Raw genomic sequence first — 20,468 nt, 5'->3', positions numbered from 1 at the left:
TTATATGACAGCATGTAGAAATGAAGCGGGCCCATTGCGGGCCCACTCTTGTTACTGATTATTCAACGGTAACCGATTTCGCCAGGTTACGTGGTTGATCAACGTCGGTGCCTTTAATCAGCGCCACATGATACGAGAGCAGCTGTAGCGGCACGGTGTAGAAGATCGGTGCAATCACCTCTTCTACATGCGGCAGAGAGATGATTTTCATGCCATCGCTGTCGCTGAAACCGGCATCCTGATCGGCAAACACGTACAGCAAACCGCCGCGCGCGCGTACCTCTTCAATATTGGATTTCAGCTTCTCCAGCAGTTCGTTGTTCGGCGCGACCACGATCACCGGCATATCGGCATCAATCAGCGCCAGCGGGCCGTGCTTCAGCTCGCCCGCCGCATAGGCTTCGGCGTGGATGTAGGAGATCTCTTTCAGCTTCAGCGCGCCTTCCATAGCGATTGGATACTGATCGCCACGGCCAAGGAACAGCGCATGATGTTTATCCGAGAAACCTTCCGCCAGATTTTCGATCACTTTGTCCTGCGCCAGCATCTGTTCGATGCGGCTCGGCAAGGCTTGCAGCGCGTGCACAATTTCGTGCTCGATTTCGGCTTTCATGCCGTGCAGACGCCCCAGTTTCGCCACCAGCATCAGCAATACCGCCAGCTGCGTGGTGAAAGCTTTGGTCGAGGCAACGCCAATTTCGGTACCGGCTTTAGTCATCAGCGCCAAATCGGATTCACGCACCAGCGATGAACCGGCCACGTTACAGATCGCCAGCGAACCGAGATAACCCAGCTCTTTTGACAGGCGCAGTGCCGCCAGCGTATCGGCGGTTTCACCCGATTGTGACAGCGTGATCAGCAGGCTATTTTTACGCACCGCAGATTTGCGATAACGGAATTCCGAAGCGATTTCCACATCACAAGGCAGGTTGGCGAGCGACTCAAACCAGTAGCGCGACACCATGCCGGAGTTGTATGACGTACCGCAGGCGATGATCTGAATATGCTCGACCTGGCTCAGCAGCTTTTCAGCATCCGGACCGAGCTCGCTGAGATCGACTTCGCCGTGATTAAAACGACCGGTGATGGTGTTTTTGATCGCGTTCGGCTGCTCGTAAATCTCTTTCTGCATGTAGTGACGATAGATGCCTTTGTCGCCGGCATCGTATTGCGCGGTCGATTCGATTTCGGCGCGCTTAGCCGTGTTACCGTCACGATCGATAATGGTGACTTCGCGGCGGGTGATCTCGGCAATATCGCCCTCTTCCAGATAGATGAAGCGACGCGTCACCGGCAGCAGTGCCAGCTGATCGGAAGCAATAAAGTTTTCACCCACGCCACGGCCAATCACCAGCGGGCTACCGGAACGCGCCGCCACCAGCAGCGACGGATCGCGGCTGTCCATGATCACCATGCCATACGCACCGCGCAGCTGCGGAATGACGCGTAGCACCACTTCACGCAGCGTGCCGCCCTGCTTCTGCTCCCAATGCACCAGATGCGCCACCACTTCGGTGTCAGTTTCTGAGGCAAAGTGATAGCCGCGCTCAAGCAACTGCGCGCGCAGCGGCTCATGGTTTTCAATGATGCCGTTGTGCACGATGATGATGTGCTCAGAAACGTGCGGATGCGCATTGGCCTCCGACGGCTCACCGTGGGTCGCCCAGCGCGTGTGTGCGATACCGGTGCCGCCAATCAGCGGCTGCTGCTCTGCGGCTTCCGCCAGGTTCTGCACTTTGCCCAGACGACGCAGGCGCGTCATGTGGCCCTGACGATCGACAACGGCTAATCCCGCTGAGTCATAACCGCGATATTCAAGACGACGCAAACCTTCCAGCAGAATTTCTGCGATGTCACGCTGCGCTACTGCACCAACAATTCCACACATAGTAATTTCCTGACTTCATGGCTTTCGGCCATTGCGTTGTCATCTGACCTGATTTCCCCGAGCCTTGTAGAGAGTGGGGATATTTTTTTATGGCACTGCAAACAGGCCGATCGTTGTCGGCCTTTAAAATTTATTTTTTCTTAACAGGGCGCTGCCAGCCCGATTTTTGATTCTGCTCTTTACGGTTGTAGACCAGATCCGCCGCGGTGACATCTTTCATCACCGTGGTGCCGGCAGCGATAGTGGCGCCGCTCGCTACGGTTACAGGTGCTACCAATTGCGTATCGGAGCCGACAAACACGTTATCGCCGATGATGGTTTTGAATTTGTTGGCGCCGTCATAATTGCAGGTGATGGTGCCCGCGCCAATATTCACCCCCGCGCCAATTTCCGCATCGCCAAGATAAGAGAGATGACCGGCTTTCGAGCCTTTGCCGAGCGTCGCTTTCTTCATCTCTACGAAGTTGCCCACGTGCGCTTCTTCCGCCAGCTCGCTGCCCGGACGCAGACGCGCAAAAGGCCCAACCGTACAGGCGGCGGCTAAGGTGGCATCTTCGATCACCGAATAGGGACTGATTTCGCAGTCGTCAGCAATCACGCTGTTTTTGATGATGCAGCCGGCACCGATTTTGACGCGGTTGCCGAGCGTAACCTTGCCTTCGATGATCACATTGGTGTCGATCTCCACATCGCGGCCGTGTTGCAGCGAACCGCGCAGATCGAAACGCGCCGGATCGCGCAGCATCACACCCGCCAGCAGCAGCTTTTCTGCCTGCTCACTTTGATAGACACGCTCAAGCGTTGCCAGCTGCAGGCGGTTGTTAACGCCGTCGGTTTCGCTGATGCGCGCCGGATGCACCGCATTGATCACGCGGCCTTCATGGTGCGCCATGGCGATGATATCGGTGATGTAGAATTCGCCCTGCGCATTGTTGTTGTTCAGCTGCGCCAGCCAGCGCTTGAGGTCGCCGCCGTTGGCAATCAGGATGCCGGTGTTAATTTCCTGAATTTTCAGCTGTTCTGGCGAGGCATCTTTCTGCTCGATAATGCCGGTCACCGTGTCGTTTTCACGCACAATACGGCCGTAGCCGGTTGGGTTATCCAGAACCACGGTGAGTAAACCGATGCCACCAGCGGGTTTTGCATCGCGCAGACGCTGCAAGCTGGCCTGCGAAATCAGCGGCACATCGCCGTACAACATCAGAATATCTTCGTCATCGGCAAAGAAAGGGGCGGCCTGCTGCATCGCGTGGCCGGTACCGAGTTGCTCGGCCTGCAGCACCCAGTTGAGTGCGTTATGCGCTAACGTCGATTGCAGCAAATCTCCGCCGTGGCCATAAACCAGATGGATCTGCTGGGCGCCCAAACCGGTGGCGGCATCAATCACGTGTTGAACCATCGGTTTGCCTGCAAGGGTGTGCAGAACTTTGGGCAGGTCGGAATACATTCGGGTGCCTTTGCCAGCGGCCAAGATCACCACACTCATCGCGTTCGTAGACATAACTATCCTGATTCTCTTCAACTGTCGAAAGTGTAAGGTTTAACCCCGAGATTACTACATTTTTCTCGGGTCGAAATTAGCCGGGCTCAGCGCCAGGCGGCAAATTTTGGGCAAAAAAAATGCCAACCCAAAGGGCTGGCATTTCGTGACGCATAAAGCCTGATTACATCGCTTTTTTGGTCAGCTCGATGACACGCAGTTTCGCGATGGCTTTCGCCAGTTCCGCAGAAGCCTGAGCATAGTCCACGTCGCCGTGGCTGCTGTTCATGTGCTCTTCTGCTTTACGTTTCGCTTCCAGCGCGCGCGCTTCGTCAAGGTCTTCACCGCGAATCGCGGTGTCGGCCAGAACGGTGGTGCTGCCAGGCTGAACTTCCAGCACGCCGCCAGAGAGGTAAATAAACTCCTCTTCGCCGTGCTGTTTCACGATGTGAATCATACCAGGCTTGATGGCTGTCAGCAGCGGGGCGTGGCCAGGACGAATCCCCAACTCACCTTCGCTACCTGACACCTGGATACGCTCGACCAGACCGGAGAACATTTGTTGCTCCGCGCTGACCACGTCCAGATGATAAGTCATAGCCATACCATTCCTCCTGGGAAACCTAAATTACAGTTTCTTCGCTTTTTCTACGGCTTCTTCGATAGCGCCGACCATGTAGAACGCCTGCTCTGGCAGGTGGTCGAATTCGCCTTCCATGATGCCTTTGAAGCCACGGATGGTGTCTTTCAGGGTCACGTACTTACCTGGAGAACCGGTGAAGACTTCAGCAACGAAGAACGGCTGAGACAGGAAGCGCTGAATCTTACGCGCACGTGCCACCAACAGTTTGTCTTCTTCAGACAGCTCGTCCATACCAAGGATGGCGATGATGTCTTTCAGTTCCTGGTAACGCTGCAGCAGAGACTGCACGCCACGCGCAACGTCATAGTGCTCCTGACCCACGATCAGTGGATCCAGCTGACGGCTGGTTGAATCCAGCGGGTCAACGGCTGGGTAGATACCCAGAGAGGCGATCTGACGGCTCAGCGTAACGGTTGAGTCTAAGTGAGCAAAGGTGGTTGCTGGTGACGGGTCAGTCAAGTCATCCGCAGGAACGTAAACGGCCTGTACAGAGGTGATTGAACCGGTCTTCGTGGAGGTAATACGCTCCTGCAACACACCCATCTCTTCTGCCAGCGTTGGCTGATAGCCTACCGCAGATGGCATACGACCCAGCAGTGCTGATACTTCAGTACCGGCCAGGGTGTAACGATAGATGTTGTCGATGAACAGCAGAACGTCACGGCCTTCATCACGGAATTTTTCCGCCATGGTCAAGCCGGTCAGTGCTACGCGCAGACGGTTACCCGGCGGCTCGTTCATCTGACCATACACCAGCGCTACTTTATCGATAACGTTGGAGTCAGTCATTTCGTGGTAGAAGTCGTTACCCTCACGAGTACGCTCACCCACGCCAGCAAATACCGAATAACCTGAGTGCTCAGCCGCGATGTTACGGATCAGCTCCATCATGTTTACGGTTTTACCAACACCCGCACCACCGAACAAACCGACTTTACCGCCCTTAGCGAACGGACACATCAGGTCGATAACCTTGATGCCGGTTTCCAGCAGTTCCTGCGAGTTAGACTGATCTTCATAAGAAGGTGCTGCACGGTGAATAGAGGAAACCTCTACTACAGTGCCGTCGTCATTCTGCAGGTCGCCTTTCATGTCGATTGGCTCACCCAATACGTTCATGATACGGCCGAGGGTTGCTTTACCAACCGGAACCTGGATAGGTTTTTTCAGGTCAGTAACTTCCAGACCGCGCTTCAGGCCGTCAGAAGTACCCATGGCGATGGTACGAACCACGCCACCACCCAGCTGCTGCTGAACTTCCAGCACCAGACGAGCATCACCATTTTTCACCTCGAGAGCGCTGTATACCTGCGGTACCGCGTCCTGAGGGAATTCGACGTCAACTACGGCGCCGATAATCTGGACAATCTTTCCAGCTGCCATCTTGAATCCTCTACCTAATACGAAAATACCCAGCCGCGCTCGCGCGACAGGATATATGCCTGGTTAAACCGCGGAGGCTCCCGAGACGATCTCGGTAAGTTCCTGGGTGATGCTGGCCTGACGAGCTTTGTTGTAAACCAACTGCAGCTCTTTGATCAGGTTTCCGCCGTTATCGGTTGCAGCTTTCATCGCAACCATACGTGCGGCCTGCTCACTGGCCAGGTTTTCCACCACACCCTGATAAACCTGCGATTCGACGTAACGACGCAGCAGGGTATCCAGCAGCGCTTTCGGATCGGGTTCGTACAGGTAATCCCAGGTCTTCGCCTTCATCTCTTCTTCACCTTCCGCTGGCGGTAACGGCAGCAGTTGGGTAATGGTCGGAGTCTGAGACATGGTGTTATTAAACTTGTTGGCAACGATATACAGCTTGTCGATGCGACCTTCATCATAGGCCTGCAACATCACTTTTACCGGGCCGATCAAATCAGACAGTGCAGGCTTATCGCCCATACCGGTGACCTGTGCCACGATGTTGCCACCTACAGAGCCGAAGAATGAATTGCCTTTCGAACCGATAACGGCCAGATCGCTCTGTACGCCTTTATCTGCCCAGCCTTTCATATCTGCCAGCAATTTTTTGAACAGGTTAATGTTCAAACCACCACAAAGCCCGCGGTCAGTCGAAACGACCAGGTAGCCGACGCGCTTAACGTCACGCTCATCCAGGTAAGGGTGCTTGTATTCCAGATTACCCAGAGCAAGGTGACCAATCACTTTGCGCATGGTATCTGCATACGGACGGCTGGCCGCCATGCGTTCCTGCGTTTTACGCATTTTGGAGGCGGCGACCATTTCCATCGCTTTGGTGATCTTCTGCGTATTTTTTACGCTTCCGATCTTACTACGTATTTCTTTTGCGCCGGCCATTAGCTTCTCCTCAAAGCCTTGCGGCCTGCCTTTTCAGACAAGCCGCCAGACATTACCAGGACTGGGTTGCTTTAAACGTTTCGAGGAGGCCTTTCAGCTTCTCTTCGATTTCGTTATTGAAGTTACCCGCTTGGTTGATTTCAGCCATCAGCTCAGCGTGATCGCGATCCGCGAACGCCAGCAGAGCGGCTTCGAAGCTGCCGACTTTCGCCAGTTCAACATCGTTCAGATAGCCGCGCTCAGCAGCAAACAGCACCAGACCCTGTTGCGCGACTGACATCGGCGCATACTGTTTCTGTTTCAGCAGCTCGGTCACTTTCTGACCGTGGCTCAGCTGTTTACGCGTTGCATCGTCCAGATCGGAAGCGAACTGAGAGAACGCAGCCAGTTCACGATACTGTGCCAGCGCGGTACGAATACCACCGGACAGTTTCTTGATGATCTTGGTCTGTGCAGCACCACCAACACGGGATACCGAGATACCCGGGTTAACGGCTGGACGAATACCGGAGTTGAACAGGTTAGATTCCAGGAAGATCTGACCATCAGTAATCGAGATTACGTTGGTCGGAACGAACGCAGAAACGTCACCCGCCTGAGTTTCGATGATTGGCAGTGCTGTCAGAGAACCGGTCTGGCCTTTCACTTCACCATTGGTGAAGCGCTCAACGTAGTCAGCGCTAACGCGTGATGCACGCTCCAGCAAACGAGAGTGGAGATAGAACACGTCGCCAGGGAATGCTTCACGACCTGGTGGACGGCGCAGCAGCAGAGAAATCTGACGGTAGGCAACAGCCTGCTTAGACAGGTCATCGTACACGATCAATGCATCTTCACCGCGGTCACGGAAGTACTCACCCATCGCACAACCGGCGTACGGTGACAGGTACTGCAGTGCTGCAGATTCAGAAGCAGAAGCGACAACCACGATGGTGTTAGCCAGCGCGCCGTGCTCTTCCAGTTTGCGAACTACGTTAGAAATGGTTGACGCTTTCTGGCCAATCGCAACGTAGACACACTTGATGCCTGAATCGCGCTGGTTGATGATGGCGTCGATTGCCATTGCAGTTTTACCGGTCTGACGGTCACCGATGATCAGCTCACGCTGGCCACGGCCGATTGGAATCATCGCATCGACAGATTTGTAACCGGTCTGAACAGGCTGGTCTACTGACTGACGGTCGATAACGCCCGGTGCAATCACTTCAACAGGCGAGAAGCCGTCGTTTTCGATTGCGCCTTTACCGTCGATCGGTGCACCCAAGGTGTTCACCACACGGCCCAGCAGGCCACGGCCAACTGGAACTTCTAAAATACGACCCGTACATTTTACTTTCATGCCTTCCGCGAGGTCAGCATACGGGCCCATCACTACTGCACCAACCGAGTCACGCTCGAGGTTCAGTGCGATAGCGTAACGGTTGCCCGGCAGGGCAATCATCTCACCCTGCATCACATCGGCCAGGCCGTGTACGCGGATGATACCGTCACTTACAGAAACAATAGTACCTTCGTTGTGAGCTTCACTCACGACATTGAACTGAGCAATGCGCTGCTTGATCAGTTCGCTGATTTCGGTGGAATTCAGTTGCATATGCTCCAGTCCCCTTAAGACTGCAAGACGTCTGCCAGACGATCAAGACGGCCGCGTACGCTGCCATCAATGACCAGGTCACCCGCACGGATAACCACACCTGCCATTACAGACTTATCAATTTTGCAATTCAGCTTAACTTTACGTGACAGACGTTTTTCCATCGCGGCGCTGATTTTAGTCAGCTGACTGTCACTCAGCGTGCTGGCAGAAATCACATCAACTTCGGCTGTCGCTTCATAAGCGTCACGCAGTTGAATGTACTGAGCCAGTACGGCTGGAAGCGCTGTCAAACGTCCGTTTTCGGCCATTACCTTAATCAGGTTCTGGGCGTTTTCATCAAGTTGATCGCCACAAACTGCAATGAAAGAAGCAGACAAAGCTTCCGGTGCGAGCGCACCGGAAAGAAGATCTGCGATCTGTTCGTTGCGAGCCACTTCTGCGGCAAACGCCAGCATTGATTGCCAGCGATCGATGCTTTGATGCTCAACAGCAAAGTCAAAAGCTGCTTTGGCGTAGGGGCGAGCTACAGTAATCAGATCAGACATCAGCCCCTCCCTCCTTACAGTTCAGCGACCAGTTTATCAACGATGTCGCTGTTAGCAGCTTCATCCACGGAACGTTCGATGATTTTCTCGGCGCCAGCTAATGCCAGCAACGCGACTTGCTTACGCAGCTCTTCACGGGCACGCGAACGCTCGGCATCAATTTCTGCCTGCGCCTGTGCCACGATGCGGTTACGTTCAGTCTCAGCTTCGGTTTTCGCTTCGTCCAGAATCTGGGCACGGCGTTTGTTCGCCTGCTCGATAATGACCTGAGCGTCTTCTTTCGCTTTTTTCAGCTGGTCGGTCGCATTGGCCTGCGCGAGATCTAAATCTTTCTTCGCGCGCTCAGCAGAAGCAAGGCCTTCAGCAATTTCTTTCTGGCGCTTTTCGATGGCAGCCATAATCGGCGGCCATACGTACTTCATGCAGAACGCGACAAACAGAATGAACGCGATGGCCTGGCCGAGGATTGTTGCATTAATGTTCACAGCACAATGCCTCTTATTAAGTTAACTTGCTCTGCCGCTATCAGAGATAAACGGCAGAATCCGTCCCTCATCACACCAGGTGCCATGAGTGAACAAGGCTACCAGGTTTAAGCGACAGCAAACATCACGTAGAGACCCAGACCTACAGCGATCATCGGGATTGCATCCACCAGACCCATTACAACAAAGAACTGCGTACGCAGCAGAGGGATCAGATCCGGTTGACGCGCGGCGCCTTCCAGGAATTTACCTCCGAGGATGCCGATACCGATCGCAGCACCGATTGCCGCCAGGCCCATCATCACAGCGGCAGCCATGTACAGCAGATCCATATTCAGGTTTTCCATGACAGTCTCCAGTTTGTTTCAGTTAAAAGCTTAAGTGTTGAGATAAAAATCAATGTTCTTCAGATGCCATCGACAGATAGACGATCGTGAGGACCATGAAAATGAAAGCCTGCAGCGAAATGATCAGGATGTGGAAAATGGCCCAAGGCACATTCAACAACCACTGCGACCACCACGGCAGCAAGCCGGCAATCAGGATAAAGATCAACTCACCCGCATACATGTTACCGAACAGTCGCAGACCCAGTGAAACAGGCTTGGACAGCAGGCTAACACCTTCAAGAATCAGGTTAATGGGGATGAAGATCGGGTGATTAAAAGGCTGCAGCGTCAACTCTTTGGTGAAGCCGCCAATGCCTTTCATTTTGATGCTGTAGAACAGAATCAAAATAAATACGCCCAGCGCCATAGACAGCGTGATGTTCACGTCTGCAGACGGCACGACGCGCAGCGCCGGCAGGCCTAAATAGTGCTCGCCGATAAACGGCAGCAAATCGATAGGCAGCAGATCCATGAAGTTCATCAGGAAGACCCAGACGAAAATCGTCAGAGCCAGCGGGGCGATAAGTTTGCTTTTACCGTGGTACATGTCGCGCACGTTGTTATCAACGAAGCCGACAACCAGTTCGATAGCCGCTTGTAATTTCCCTGGAACACCGCTGGTAGCGCTTTTCGCCACTTTACGGAACAACACCAGGAAAATCAGTCCCAGCACCACAGAGAAAAACATGGAATCGATATTTAATACCCAGAACGTCGCGGGAGCGTCGTGCGGATTCACCAACTCGAAAGTACGCAGGTCCAACTGAAGGTTATTCAGGTGGTGACCTATGTATTCTTGCGGAGTAGAGATTTCTCCAGCAGCCATGATGCCTCTTACCCTTTGTTGTTAATTACAGCCGGAGCGACGATCTGCACCACCAGCACCGATAACCACGTGATTGCGAGTGGCCAGAAGACCGCTCCAAACACACCCAACGCCACCGCGAGGAAAATGACGGTTGTGAACACCTTCAACACTTCACCGAGGGCGAAGCTCCAGGCAACACGTCCTTTCGCAGGCGTTTGATCCTGCAGGCGCCAGGCCAAAAACATAAACAACACGTTCGGCAGCCAGGCTGCCACTCCACCCGCGAAGGCGGAGGCGCCCCAGGTAACCTCTTTCAGGGTAAAGAGCGCACCGATGATGACAAAGGTCACCAGCTGAATGATCAGCACGGCCCGGGCTAATTTCACACTGTAAAGAGACACTGACATGACGCTGAACTCTCCTGCCCCGAACGGGGTATGTCGCGTGTCGTATAAGACTGCCTTTACTCATTTGAGTCAAGCAGCAAAAGCCGTGCAAATTATACGGGCGCCACCTGCGATTTCAATCGGTAAGTAGCGAAAAGGTGAACAATTATTTAAATTTCTTTCTGAAGGGCTATTTTTCAAAACATCGTCTTTAGGCAATGTCTGACTTAAATGCTGAAAATGCCCGATCGACTTGCTTTTAAAGCGTGCTTTAGATCACATAATAAACAAGGAATGCCTGACTGAATTTGTATCAGACAAGATTTATACGATTTCAAATACGCCTAAAGCATCAATAAATCAGTGCATTAAATTTATTTATTAGGTGATGCACTACGATTTTCGAGAAAAACACTCTATTGACATCATGCGCTGCAATAAAAACGCAAAACTGATATTACGCACGCCAATTTATTGCAAAGTTATATTTTCCCCAGTGATTATTTGGTTGGGTAAATACACGCAATAAAGTGATCTAAGTGATAATGAAATGTGAAATGTTCGTTAAATGTAACAGAGCTTTTCGGATAATTTCCGTCGGAGTTGTTAACTCGCTCGCCCTGCCCTGCTAAATAAAAGCGTTTACCTAAAAGTGTTCAATCGCTGCTTTTTCGTTCAGTGAAAAGACGAAGGCAAACGGCATGAACTGGCTTAAATCCATACCGTTTAAAAGGCTATTGGCGGGTTATCACCACCAGATGACGTTCACCATCCAGTTCGGGTACCTGCAGCGGTTGAATTTTCTCTACTGTAAAGCCTGCGGGTAATGCAGCAATTTCATCATCCGGACGCACGCCTTTCAGGGCATAAAAGCGACCTTCAGGGCTCGGCAGATGATGGCACCAGTTCAGCATATCTTCAAGTGACGCAAATGCACGGCTGATAACACCATCAAATGGCGGCTCAGACGGGAACTCTTCAACGCGGCTCTGCACTGGCGTGACGTTAGTAAGTCCTAACTCATGTTGTACCTGACGCAGGAAACGCACGCGTTTGCCAAGGCTATCCAACAAGGTGAAATGCGATTGCGGGCGCACAATTGCCAGCGGAATACCCGGTAAGCCCGGACCGGTGCCCACATCAATAAAGCGTTCGCCCTGCAAATGTGGCTCAACCACCACGCTGTCGAGAATATGGCGCACCAGCATCTGCTGCGGATCGCGCACCGATGTCAGGTTATAGGCCTTATTCCACTTATGCAGCAACTCAACATAGCCAACCAACTGCTGTTTTTGTTGATCGGTAAGGGAAATGTTTGCCGCATTGAGCAGCGAGGAGAGTTTGTTGATCACGACGAGAATTCCATTAACGGGGGCGAGTTGCCTCGCCCCAAAGTCTATCAGGCGCTTTTACGCAGCAGGCCCTGTTTTTTCAGGTAAATCAGTAGAATTGAGATTGCCGCAGGCGTGATACCCGAAATACGCGAAGCCTGGCCGATGGACGTCGGTTTGTGATCGTTGAGTTTGGCGATCACTTCATTCGACAAGCCATTCACCTGACGATAGTCGAGCTCAACAGGCAACAAGGTGTTTTCATTACGCAGCTGGCGATCAATCTCTTCCTGCTGACGAGCAATGTATCCTTCGTATTTCACCTGAATCTCCACCTGCTCAGCGGCTTGCTCATCAGGCAGTGCCGGACCGTAGCTGGCGAGTGACGTCAGCAGCGGATAGGTCATCTCTGGACGACGTAGCAGATCTTCACCGCTGGCTTCTTTGGTAAGCGGCGCGCTGATCACCGCGTTCACTTCAGCCACGTTATCCGATTTTGGATGCACCCACAGATCGCGCAGACGTTGACGCTCCTGCTCAATCGCTTCCAGTTTCTGGTTGTAGCGCGCCCAGCGTGCATCATCAACCAGACCGAGTTCGCGACCGGCTTCGGTCAAACGCAGATCGGCGTTATCTTCGCGCAGCATCAAGCGGTACTCCGCGCGCGATGTAAACATGCGGTACGGCTCTTTCGTGCCAAGCGTGCAGAGATCGTCAACCAGCACACCGAGATAAGCCTGATCGCGGCGTGGCGCCCAGCCTTCTTTGTCGGCGGAAGCGCGTGCTGCGTTCAGACCAGCCAGCAAACCTTGCGCTGCCGCTTCTTCGTAGCCGGTGGTGCCGTTGATCTGGCCAGCAAAGAACAGGCCGTGGATAAATTTGCTCTCCAGCGTCGGTTTAAGATCGCGTGGATCGAAGAAGTCATACTCAATAGCATAACCCGGACGGATGATCTTCGCGTTTTCCAGTCCTTTCATCGAACGTACGATCTGCATCTGTACGTCAAACGGCAGGCTGGTGGAGATACCATTCGGGTAGATCTCGTTGCTGGTAAGGCCTTCCGGCTCCAGGAAGATCTGATGCGCGTTGCGATCGGCAAAGCGCATCACTTTGTCTTCGATCGACGGACAGTAACGTGGACCAATACCTTCGATGATCCCGGCATACATCGGGCTGCGATCGAGGTTATTGCGGATCACGTCATGCGTCTGTTCGTTGGTGTAGGTGATCCAGCACGGCACTTGCTGTGGATGCTGTGAAACCTTGCCCATGAACGAGAACACCGGCATCGGATTATCACCGTGCTGCGGTGTTAGCACTGAAAAATCAATCGAGCGTGCGTCGATACGTGGCGGCGTACCGGTTTTCAGACGATTTACGCGCAGCGGCAGTGCACGCAGGCGTTTTGCCAATGGGATTGATGGCGGATCGCCTGCACGGCCACCGCTGTAGTTATCCAGGCCAATGTGGATTTTGCCATCAAGGAAGGTTCCAACGGTCAGCACCACGGTTTTGGCGCGGAACTTCAAGCCCATTTGCGTCACCGCACCGACGACACGATCGTTTTCCACAATCAGATCGTCAACCGCCTGCTGGAAGATCATCAGGTTCGGCTGATTCTCCAGCGCAGTGCGTACCGCCTGGCGATACAGTACACGGTCAGCCTGAGCACGAGTGGCACGAACGGCGGGGCCTTTGCTCGCGTTTAGTATCCTAAACTGGATACCTGCCTGGTCAATTGCCGTGGCCATCAAACCGCCTAAGGCATCCACTTCCTTCACCAGATGTCCTTTCCCGATGCCACCGATCGCCGGGTTACAGGACATTTGTCCAAGCGTATCAATGTTATGGGTGAGTAACAGGGTTTGCTGACCCATTCGGGCTGCGGCCATCGCGGCCTCGGTGCCCGCATGACCACCACCGATTACGATGACGTCAAAAGGATCTGGATAAAACATGAAGTGGGTCCTCGTTAATGTTTCGGACAGGGATCGTTGCCCTGGGCGGTGGATTCTACTGAAATAATGTCGGCGGCGAAAGTCGCGGGATCCTGAGGTTTAAAAGAAAGGATCTTAAGTCTTTTATATGATCTCTCTGTTAGATCTACTATTAGGATCGCACCTTGCTGTTGATAACCTCGAAAAGCGCAGGCTTAACAGCAGATTAGAGAAGATCATTAGCTGTGAATGATCGGTGATCCTGATCCGTATAAGCTGGGATCAAAATAGCGACTTATACACAGGTCAAAATAGAAGCAACCGTTGTTCTTTGGATAACTACTGGTTATACGCATGAATCAGGCTATGTTATCCACAGTCGATCGCGTGTTTAAAGTAAAAAAACAGCGCAATCAACTGGGGATCATTGTAATTTCCCGATCCCCAGCCACTGACGATCGTTTTAAATCTGCGTTTTCCATGTGGCGACCCACACTTCAGCCGCGTCTTCCGGGATCTCATGCTCCAGCACGTCGATCTCCAGTCGATCGCCAATGCGTTTGGCGCCCAACTGGTTCAATTGCTCTTCCAGCAGCTTGATCGCGCCGCAGAAAAGGTCGTATTCATGATTACCGATGCCGACTGCGCCATAACGTAAGCCCGAGAGGTCCGGTTTTGTCTCTTGCAGTGCTTCATATAAAGGAAGCAAATTATCAGGCAGTTCACCGGCACCGTGCGTGGAGGTCACAATCAGCCAGATGCCTTCCGGTTGCAGCTCATCCAGCTCTGGGCCATGCAGCACCTCGGTTGAGAAGCCCGCTTCCTGCAGTTTTTCTTCCAGATGTTCAGCAACATATTCGGCGCTGCCAAGGGTACTTCCACTGATTAACGTAATATCGGCCATGATGCTCTCCCGCACTAAAGGCGAGCATTGTACGCTGTGATCAAGCCGTGATCCACCTGTGGAAAACAGGGTTAATAGATGAAAGCATCAGGCGACAAGTCGCGCCATACGCGCGATCTGCCGGGGATAAGTTTGTGCACAGCTTAGAGAGGGATCACGGCTTAATGGTGCGCATGATCGGGTTTTGCAGTGAGATCAGGGTTTCGGTGGATTGGATTTCGTCGATGGTCTGGATCTTGTTGATCAATACCTGTTGCAAGGCATCGATCGATCGGCACATCACTTTGATAAAGATGCTGTAATGGCCGGTGGTGTACCAAGCTTCCACCACTTCATCCAGCGCGTCGAGTTTGCTCAGCGCCGCCGGATAATCGCGCGCGCTTTTGAGGATAATGCCGATAAAGCAGCACACATCGAAGCCGAGCTGACGCGGATCGATCTCCACGCGCGTGCCTAAAATAATGCCCGCCTGACGCATCTTCTCCACCCGCACATGAATAGTGCCGGGGCTGACGTTGAACTGTTTGGCGAGCTCGGCATAGGCGGTGCGCGCATTCTGTAACAGCGCATTCAGAATGCCGCGATCCAGGTTATCCAGCTGAAGGTGTTCCGCCATTATCCATCCTCGTTGAGTTCTTCTTCTATGAATAGAGGAGAATGTGCAGCAAATTAGCGGTGCAGGCAAGGTGCAGACAACAGCCTTGCCGTTGTCTGCCTGCTTTTTAGCGCTTACGCCAGAAGGTCACTTGCGCCTGCGTGTGCTGGAATTTGCGCGCCGTTTCGCGGATCACAAAGGGCACATCCTGCGGCGGTGCCACTTCGTCGAAAGCATCACGCAACAGACGCTGCAGCGCCTGATAGGTCGTCAGTGCTTCGCCATTTTCGCGCACACCGCCCAGCCAGTTCTCTTTTGGTGTGAAATCTTCCAGCCAGGTATACGGCGATGACAGCACCAGCAAACCGCCGGAACGGATCATCGGGATAATATCCTGCAGGAAGCGCTTCGGCTGACGCAGACGATCAATCAGGTTAGAGGCCAGCACCAGATCGTAACGATCCGGCTGCGGCTTCAGGTTACAGGCATCGCCCTGCACAAACTGAATGCGCTGCGCTTGCTCTGCTTCGAGACCAAACTCTTTCAGCCGCACCTGACGATACTCCACCAGATCCCCTTCTTCGGGCACAACATAGCGGAAATCCTCACCGGAGGTCAGCTGCAGCGCGACATCAATAAAACGCGCCGAGTAATCCATGCCGGTTACCGCGTCGAAGTGTCGTGCCAGTTCAAAGCTGGCACGCCCGGTAGCGCAGCCGATGTCCAGCGCCTGACCGCGCGCAGTGCAGTGCGGCAGCAGTTTTTCCACCAGTGCCGCCGCGTAGTTAGGCACGTTGTAGTAGCTCGGCCCGTACTGGAAATCGAGATACTGCGACACCATGCTGTCAGTTTCATAGGGATTGAGGGCCATGCTCTCTTCATGGGAAGAAACCACATAGCGGAAACCGGCGTGCTGGAAGAAGTGACGACGGAAAGCGTAGCGCGCAGATTTCAGCGCTTCGTTGCCGGTAGAAATCCAGCTGCCACCTTTGATTAGCGCATGTTTGCCATCAAAGGTCGGCGTCGAGAAGTCGTCGTACAGCGGATGCACCTTAAAGCCTTCGAAACCGTTGGTTGGCGTCGTGGTCCACTGCCAAACGTTGCCGACGATGTCGTAAAACTCACCCTGCGCGAAACGGTCGACGGGGCTGGAGGAAGCCCAATACGCCAGATTGATATTGCCCGGTGCTTCAATCCAATCAGGCTGATCGCCGCCAACCTGCTCACGCAGCAGCGCCCATTCGGCCTCGCAGGGAAGCTGAATAGATTTACCGGTCTCTTCGGCCAGCCAGCGGCAGAAAGCGGCGGCTTCCAGTTGATTCACTTCCGCTGGCCAATCCCACGGCATCGCCACTTCTTCGGCCAGCACGCGCAGTTTTAGCTGATCGGGCAGCTTTTCGTCACCGACCCAGAATGTCGGCATCTGTGCGCCGGAGAATTCACGCCAGCCCCAACCTTCGTCATCCCACCAGCGGCGATTGTTATAACCGTCCGCCGCAATGAAGCGATAAAACTCGGCATTGCTGACCAGCATCTTACTGGCCTTAAACGGCTTGAGTTCGGTTTGCTGACTGCCGTATTCGTTATCCCAGCCATAGGTGTCGTCGGTTTTGCCCTGCTGCACGCGGCCGCCGGGCATCGCGATCAGGGCATTTTCCGGTACCGATTGACGATCGTGACGCGCCTGCGGACAAACCGGCCAGTACGGCTGCGGCTTGACCCATTCAATCGGCAACTGGCGCATCAGCACGCTGGAGGTTTCCAGATGAATACGCTCGTGCTCAATGCCCATCAACACCACCCACGCCGGGCTGTCCCAGCCGATTGGCAGTTCCAGCGGCATAGTGCGAATAAACTCACTCACCAGGCTTTTCACTTTGCCACGATAGTCGCGCACCTCTGCGATGCTCGGCCAGTCGTAATGGCTGTCGTTGAGATCGTCCCAACTCATCTCATCGACGCCGATCGCCATCATCGCTTCGATGCGATCGTCAACGCGTTGATCGAGATAGCGGCCCGCCATCAGCTTATTAATGTAGAAGGTCGCGGTGTGGCCAAAATAGAAGATCAGCGGATGGCGCAACGAAATGGCTTTGTTAAACCAGGCGCGCTCGTCCGCCAGGCAATCAAACAAGCTTTCATACAGTTCCCAGGTTTGGGTGAAGTACGCCAGCAGCTCGGCCCGTTTTTGTTCGGAGTTATGGCCGGAAAGTTTTAGCGTGCGGGTTGGTACGGGAAGTTGGGCGGTCGTCACAAGATGCTCCAGTTTGCTATGTGCTCGAACTTATCAATATAGCAAATTAGCATTTCCGTCAGATGAATTAGCGCTGCCAGCGGCGCAGCAGACGGCTTTTCAGGCCGGTATCGAAGCGCCAGATGTGATCGAAGATGCGCAGGATGCCGGGTTTGCCATGCAGGGACATCGCCACCGCATGGAAACGCTGTTGATGTTGGCGCTGACGCTGTTTAATGGTGCTGACGATGTCGTCCGGCAAACGTTGGGCAATAAAGTCAGAGACGATCACCGCATCCGCTTCCTGCCAGGCGCTGCCTTCCATGCGTTTCACCACCGCCGCAAGGCAGGCAGCGAGATCGGTGCCGCCGCGAAAACGCTGGCTGAGGAAACGGATTGCCTGCTCAATGCCATTGTCGGCGGTGAGTTCATAGCCGATCACTTCATGAGCGAACAGCATGATGTAGCAGCGGCGCTTATCCGCCAGCGCCACTTTCAGCAGCGCCAGGCAAAAGGCTTTGGCGCAGCGTTCGTTGAAACCGCCCATCGAACCGGACGTATCAACGCAGACGATAAATGGGCCGCGCGGTTGCTCTTCATGCTGCTGGTGGCTGACCGGACTCATGGTGACTTTTTCATGCCACGCATCGCCCTGCAGACGATAAGTCAGCAGGCGTTTTTCAACTAAGCGCCGGTAAAACTCCAGCTCTAACTCGCTGATGCTCAATGCCGCCAATTCAGGCGGTAACAGACGCAGCACATCATCGCTTTGATGAATGCCGCTGACCTCTTCCGGCACGTTATCCGGTTCGCGTACCAGCTGGTGAAACTCCTCCAGCGGCGCATCCTGCGACGGCACCGATTTAGCTTCGCGGCTGCGACCCAACTGCTGCGCCAGCTTCATCAGCTCCGGCTGCTGGGCGAGGAAATCGCCGTATTGCACGATCAGTTCATAATCGCCGTGCTGCAGCGGCGCTTTGCTCAAATCCCACAGGCGTCCGGCGGCGGCTTCATCATCATCGGTGAGGATTGGCGCCAGTTGGCCGCTGATCGCCATGCGCTGTTGCAGCTCGGCCATCAAGCGTTCGCGCTGCTCTTCGAGAATGGTTTCATTCAGCGTTAGCGTTTGCAGCGTCAGGCTGAGACGCCAGCGTTGCAGGAACAAGGTGTGTTGCGCGTTGCTGAGCTGGTCGCTTTCGGCATTCAGCAGCAGTTTGCTGGCTTCTTCGATGAACGGCGACGGCAGGCTTTTCAGCTGCGTCATGATGTTGGGTAACTGCTGGGTGAAATGTTGTGTGCTGAGCAGCTGCATCTGTTGAAACAGCTGAAACTCCTGCGCCAGCGCTTCTGGCACCGGCGTGACTTTGATCTGCTCGGCGATCTCCGATCGCCAGCGCGGCAGATCGCGCATCATGGCTTGCTTCAGGCGGGGAAACTTCTCAAAGAACAGCGCCAGCTGCGGCGAGGCGAGCAGCGCGATAATTAGCTCTTCGATTAACTCGGTTTCGCCAATCGACAGCAGCGCACTCAGCGTCTCCAGTGAGATCATTTTCTCGCCTGTTTCAGCTGTTCCGCGACATCCTGCAGGCTGGTTTCAATGCGCGCCAGCCAGTCATCGCTAATGAACAGGCAACGCTGATGCTGGCTGAACAGGGTGCGCTGCGCGCGCAGCTGAGTTTCCAGCGCGTCATACTCATCGGCGATCTCCTGCGGCATCTCGCTGCTGCTGCTGGCGCCCGGTAGCGTCAGACGCGTGGATTGCAGGCTAACATCGCGCAGCGTCAGACAATGATGCGTATCCACCAGCATATCCAGCGTCTGACCAAAGCCGATGCCGTTCAGCTTGCCGCGAATTTCACCGCCCTTCAGCAGCCACTGCTCCAGTGCTTCACGGCCAATCAGAATGTGCGTCACCTGCATGTCGTGCAGCATTAACGGCTGTTGCAGCATCAGCGTCAGCTGCTCATCGGTAATGGCGGCGGGTAATTCGTAGTGCGGTTTGCGGCTGAACATGCCGCTGTGTTTCTCCAGCGTCAGCGCTTGCGCCACGCTTTGCTGCTGTTGCAGCGCCAGACGGCGGCCTTTGATCTGCTGCAGTTTGTGCAGCAGAGCCTGTTGCTGCCAGGCATGTTGCGACATCAGCGTATCGATTTCGCGATCCAGCAGTTTCATCGATGCCACGTCATGCCACAGGCAATCTTTCAGCAGCACTAAGTCGATGGGCGCGATGGTCACGCGACCGCTGTAAAAGGCGCTGGCTTGCAACAGGTGAATGGCTTTCTTCCAGCGACGATCGGAAATGTACGGCGCATCCGGCAGCGTTTCTAACTGCTGACGTAGCTGATAGATCAGTTCAAACACGTGATCCGGCAAACTGACCTGGCTGATGCCTTTCTGCCACTGTTCATACTCTTCATCGCTGATGCGCAGCGATTCCGCCACCGGATTGTCGTTTTCATCCTGCTGGTGGGTGAGCATGCTGCGGAAGTTCTGCTTCTCATGCACGTTATCCAGCCACAAGCGAATCAACATGCGGTCATACAGCGCTTCCAGTCCGCTATCGGCTTCCGGCAGTTCGTTGGAAGCGGTAACCAGCAAGCGCATCGGGATTTTTTCTTCGCTGTCGCCATTGCGGAAGCGGCGTTCGTTGATAGCGGTCAGCAAGGTATTCAGAATCGCCGGGCCGGCTTTCCAGATTTCGTCGAGGAAGACAATTTCAGCATCCGGCAGATAACCTTTGGTCAGACGCTGATAACGCCCTTCATCTTTCAGGGCCTGAATCGATAGCGGACCAAACACCTCTTCCGGGGTGGAAAAACGGGTCATCAGGTATTCAAAAGCGCGGGCGTGCTGGAAGGCGTATTTTAATCGGCGGGCAATCAGACTCTTGGCGATGCCTGGCGGCCCGAGCAGAAACACGCTTTCGCCACTTAA

18 protein-coding genes are annotated in these 20,468 nt (G+C 54.0%); all 18 read right to left on the bottom strand.

Features of this window, described 5'->3' with window-relative positions:
• Nucleotides 1–58 precede the first annotated feature (58 nt).
• Entirely contained in the window at nucleotides 59–1,888 is a 1,830-nt protein-coding gene (gene glmS, locus NQH49_RS00090) for a glutamine--fructose-6-phosphate transaminase (isomerizing) (RefSeq protein ID WP_256697887.1), read from the bottom strand.
• A 130-nt stretch (nucleotides 1,889–2,018) separates the two neighbouring features.
• Complete coding sequence (gene glmU, locus NQH49_RS00085) at nucleotides 2,019–3,389, bottom strand: bifunctional UDP-N-acetylglucosamine diphosphorylase/glucosamine-1-phosphate N-acetyltransferase GlmU (protein WP_256697886.1); 1,371 nt, start codon at nucleotides 3,387–3,389, stop codon at nucleotides 2,019–2,021.
• Between the two features lie 163 nt (nucleotides 3,390–3,552).
• Nucleotides 3,553–3,972 (bottom strand): F0F1 ATP synthase subunit epsilon, encoded by a 420-nt coding sequence (locus tag NQH49_RS00080; RefSeq protein WP_008106717.1) that lies wholly within the window; start codon nucleotides 3,970–3,972, stop codon nucleotides 3,553–3,555.
• A gap of 24 nt (nucleotides 3,973–3,996) precedes the next feature.
• Nucleotides 3,997–5,394 (bottom strand): F0F1 ATP synthase subunit beta, encoded by a 1,398-nt coding sequence (atpD, locus tag NQH49_RS00075; protein ID WP_008106718.1) that lies wholly within the window; start codon nucleotides 5,392–5,394, stop codon nucleotides 3,997–3,999.
• Between the two features lie 63 nt (nucleotides 5,395–5,457).
• Nucleotides 5,458–6,324 (bottom strand): F0F1 ATP synthase subunit gamma, encoded by an 867-nt coding sequence (gene atpG, locus NQH49_RS00070; protein WP_007893596.1) that lies wholly within the window; start codon nucleotides 6,322–6,324, stop codon nucleotides 5,458–5,460.
• Nucleotides 6,325–6,376: 52 nt separating this feature from the next.
• Entirely contained in the window at nucleotides 6,377–7,918 is a 1,542-nt protein-coding gene (gene atpA, locus NQH49_RS00065; RefSeq protein ID WP_008106721.1) for a F0F1 ATP synthase subunit alpha, read from the bottom strand.
• A gap of 14 nt (nucleotides 7,919–7,932) precedes the next feature.
• Nucleotides 7,933–8,466: a F0F1 ATP synthase subunit delta gene (atpH, locus tag NQH49_RS00060; RefSeq protein WP_008106723.1), complete on the bottom strand. Its 534-nt coding sequence runs from the start codon at nucleotides 8,464–8,466 to the stop codon at nucleotides 7,933–7,935.
• A gap of 14 nt (nucleotides 8,467–8,480) precedes the next feature.
• Complete coding sequence (gene atpF, locus NQH49_RS00055; protein WP_007893603.1) at nucleotides 8,481–8,951, bottom strand: F0F1 ATP synthase subunit B; 471 nt, start codon at nucleotides 8,949–8,951, stop codon at nucleotides 8,481–8,483.
• 107 nt (nucleotides 8,952–9,058) lie between these two features.
• Entirely contained in the window at nucleotides 9,059–9,298 is a 240-nt protein-coding gene (atpE, locus tag NQH49_RS00050) for a F0F1 ATP synthase subunit C (RefSeq protein WP_003849523.1), read from the bottom strand.
• A gap of 49 nt (nucleotides 9,299–9,347) precedes the next feature.
• Nucleotides 9,348–10,166, bottom strand: coding sequence for a F0F1 ATP synthase subunit A (gene atpB / locus NQH49_RS00045; protein WP_007893608.1), 819 nt, complete (start codon nucleotides 10,164–10,166; stop codon nucleotides 9,348–9,350).
• Between the two features lie 8 nt (nucleotides 10,167–10,174).
• Nucleotides 10,175–10,555 (bottom strand): F0F1 ATP synthase subunit I, encoded by a 381-nt coding sequence (gene atpI / locus NQH49_RS00040; RefSeq protein WP_008106725.1) that lies wholly within the window; start codon nucleotides 10,553–10,555, stop codon nucleotides 10,175–10,177.
• A 713-nt stretch (nucleotides 10,556–11,268) separates the two neighbouring features.
• The gene (rsmG, locus tag NQH49_RS00035) at nucleotides 11,269–11,886 is read right to left on the bottom strand and encodes a 16S rRNA (guanine(527)-N(7))-methyltransferase RsmG (RefSeq protein WP_256697885.1); all 618 of its coding nucleotides are present in this window, start codon (nucleotides 11,884–11,886) and stop codon (nucleotides 11,269–11,271) included.
• Nucleotides 11,887–11,933: 47 nt separating this feature from the next.
• The gene (gene mnmG / locus NQH49_RS00030) at nucleotides 11,934–13,823 is read right to left on the bottom strand and encodes a tRNA uridine-5-carboxymethylaminomethyl(34) synthesis enzyme MnmG (RefSeq protein ID WP_176973320.1); all 1,890 of its coding nucleotides are present in this window, start codon (nucleotides 13,821–13,823) and stop codon (nucleotides 11,934–11,936) included.
• Between the two features lie 442 nt (nucleotides 13,824–14,265).
• A complete protein-coding gene (gene mioC / locus NQH49_RS00025) occupies nucleotides 14,266–14,706 on the bottom strand; it encodes an FMN-binding protein MioC (protein ID WP_064738315.1) in 441 nt (146 codons plus the stop codon).
• 154 nt (nucleotides 14,707–14,860) lie between these two features.
• The gene (asnC, locus tag NQH49_RS00020; RefSeq protein WP_008106733.1) at nucleotides 14,861–15,322 is read right to left on the bottom strand and encodes a transcriptional regulator AsnC; all 462 of its coding nucleotides are present in this window, start codon (nucleotides 15,320–15,322) and stop codon (nucleotides 14,861–14,863) included.
• Nucleotides 15,323–15,428: 106 nt separating this feature from the next.
• Nucleotides 15,429–17,555: a 5-histidylcysteine sulfoxide synthase gene (ovoA, locus tag NQH49_RS00015; RefSeq protein WP_256697884.1), complete on the bottom strand. Its 2,127-nt coding sequence runs from the start codon at nucleotides 17,553–17,555 to the stop codon at nucleotides 15,429–15,431.
• 67 nt (nucleotides 17,556–17,622) lie between these two features.
• Nucleotides 17,623–19,083, bottom strand: a complete 1,461-nt coding sequence (gene viaA / locus NQH49_RS00010; RefSeq protein ID WP_154156963.1) for an ATPase RavA stimulator ViaA — start codon at nucleotides 19,081–19,083, stop codon at nucleotides 17,623–17,625.
• The coding region (gene ravA, locus NQH49_RS00005) for an ATPase RavA (RefSeq protein WP_256699404.1) at nucleotides 19,080–20,468 on the bottom strand (1,389 nt) is incomplete at its 5' end. The genes ravA and viaA, both read right to left, overlap by 4 nt.

It is taken from the genome of Pantoea trifolii (assembly GCF_024506435.1).
Lineage (GTDB): Bacteria > Pseudomonadota > Gammaproteobacteria > Enterobacterales > Enterobacteriaceae > Pantoea > Pantoea trifolii.
This window is presented reverse-complemented; position numbering and strand designations above follow the sequence as displayed.

Excerpts from the sequence above, each read along its gene's own strand:
- atpA (WP_008106721.1), bottom strand. The coding sequence starts at position 7,918 with ATGCAACTGAATTCCACCGAAATCAGCGAACTGATCAAGCAGCGCATT.
- asnC (WP_008106733.1), bottom strand. The coding sequence starts at position 15,322 with ATGGCGGAACACCTTCAGCTGGATAACCTGGATCGCGGCATTCTGAAT.
- glmU (WP_256697886.1), bottom strand. The coding sequence starts at position 3,389 with ATGTCTACGAACGCGATGAGTGTGGTGATCTTGGCCGCTGGCAAAGGC.
- viaA (WP_154156963.1), bottom strand. The coding sequence starts at position 19,083 with ATGATCTCACTGGAGACGCTGAGTGCGCTGCTGTCGATTGGCGAAACC.
- atpD (WP_008106718.1), bottom strand. The coding sequence starts at position 5,394 with ATGGCAGCTGGAAAGATTGTCCAGATTATCGGCGCCGTAGTTGACGTC.
- glmS (WP_256697887.1), bottom strand. The coding sequence starts at position 1,888 with ATGTGTGGAATTGTTGGTGCAGTAGCGCAGCGTGACATCGCAGAAATT.
- mnmG (WP_176973320.1), bottom strand. The coding sequence starts at position 13,823 with ATGTTTTATCCAGATCCTTTTGACGTCATCGTAATCGGTGGTGGTCAT.
- atpG (WP_007893596.1), bottom strand. The coding sequence starts at position 6,324 with ATGGCCGGCGCAAAAGAAATACGTAGTAAGATCGGAAGCGTAAAAAAT.
- NQH49_RS00080 (WP_008106717.1), bottom strand. The coding sequence starts at position 3,972 with ATGGCTATGACTTATCATCTGGACGTGGTCAGCGCGGAGCAACAAATG.
- atpH (WP_008106723.1), bottom strand. The coding sequence starts at position 8,466 with ATGTCTGATCTGATTACTGTAGCTCGCCCCTACGCCAAAGCAGCTTTT.
- atpB (WP_007893608.1), bottom strand. The coding sequence starts at position 10,166 with ATGGCTGCTGGAGAAATCTCTACTCCGCAAGAATACATAGGTCACCAC.
- mioC (WP_064738315.1), bottom strand. The coding sequence starts at position 14,706 with ATGGCCGATATTACGTTAATCAGTGGAAGTACCCTTGGCAGCGCCGAA.
- atpE (WP_003849523.1), bottom strand. The coding sequence starts at position 9,298 with ATGGAAAACCTGAATATGGATCTGCTGTACATGGCTGCCGCTGTGATG.
- atpI (WP_008106725.1), bottom strand. The coding sequence starts at position 10,555 with ATGTCAGTGTCTCTTTACAGTGTGAAATTAGCCCGGGCCGTGCTGATC.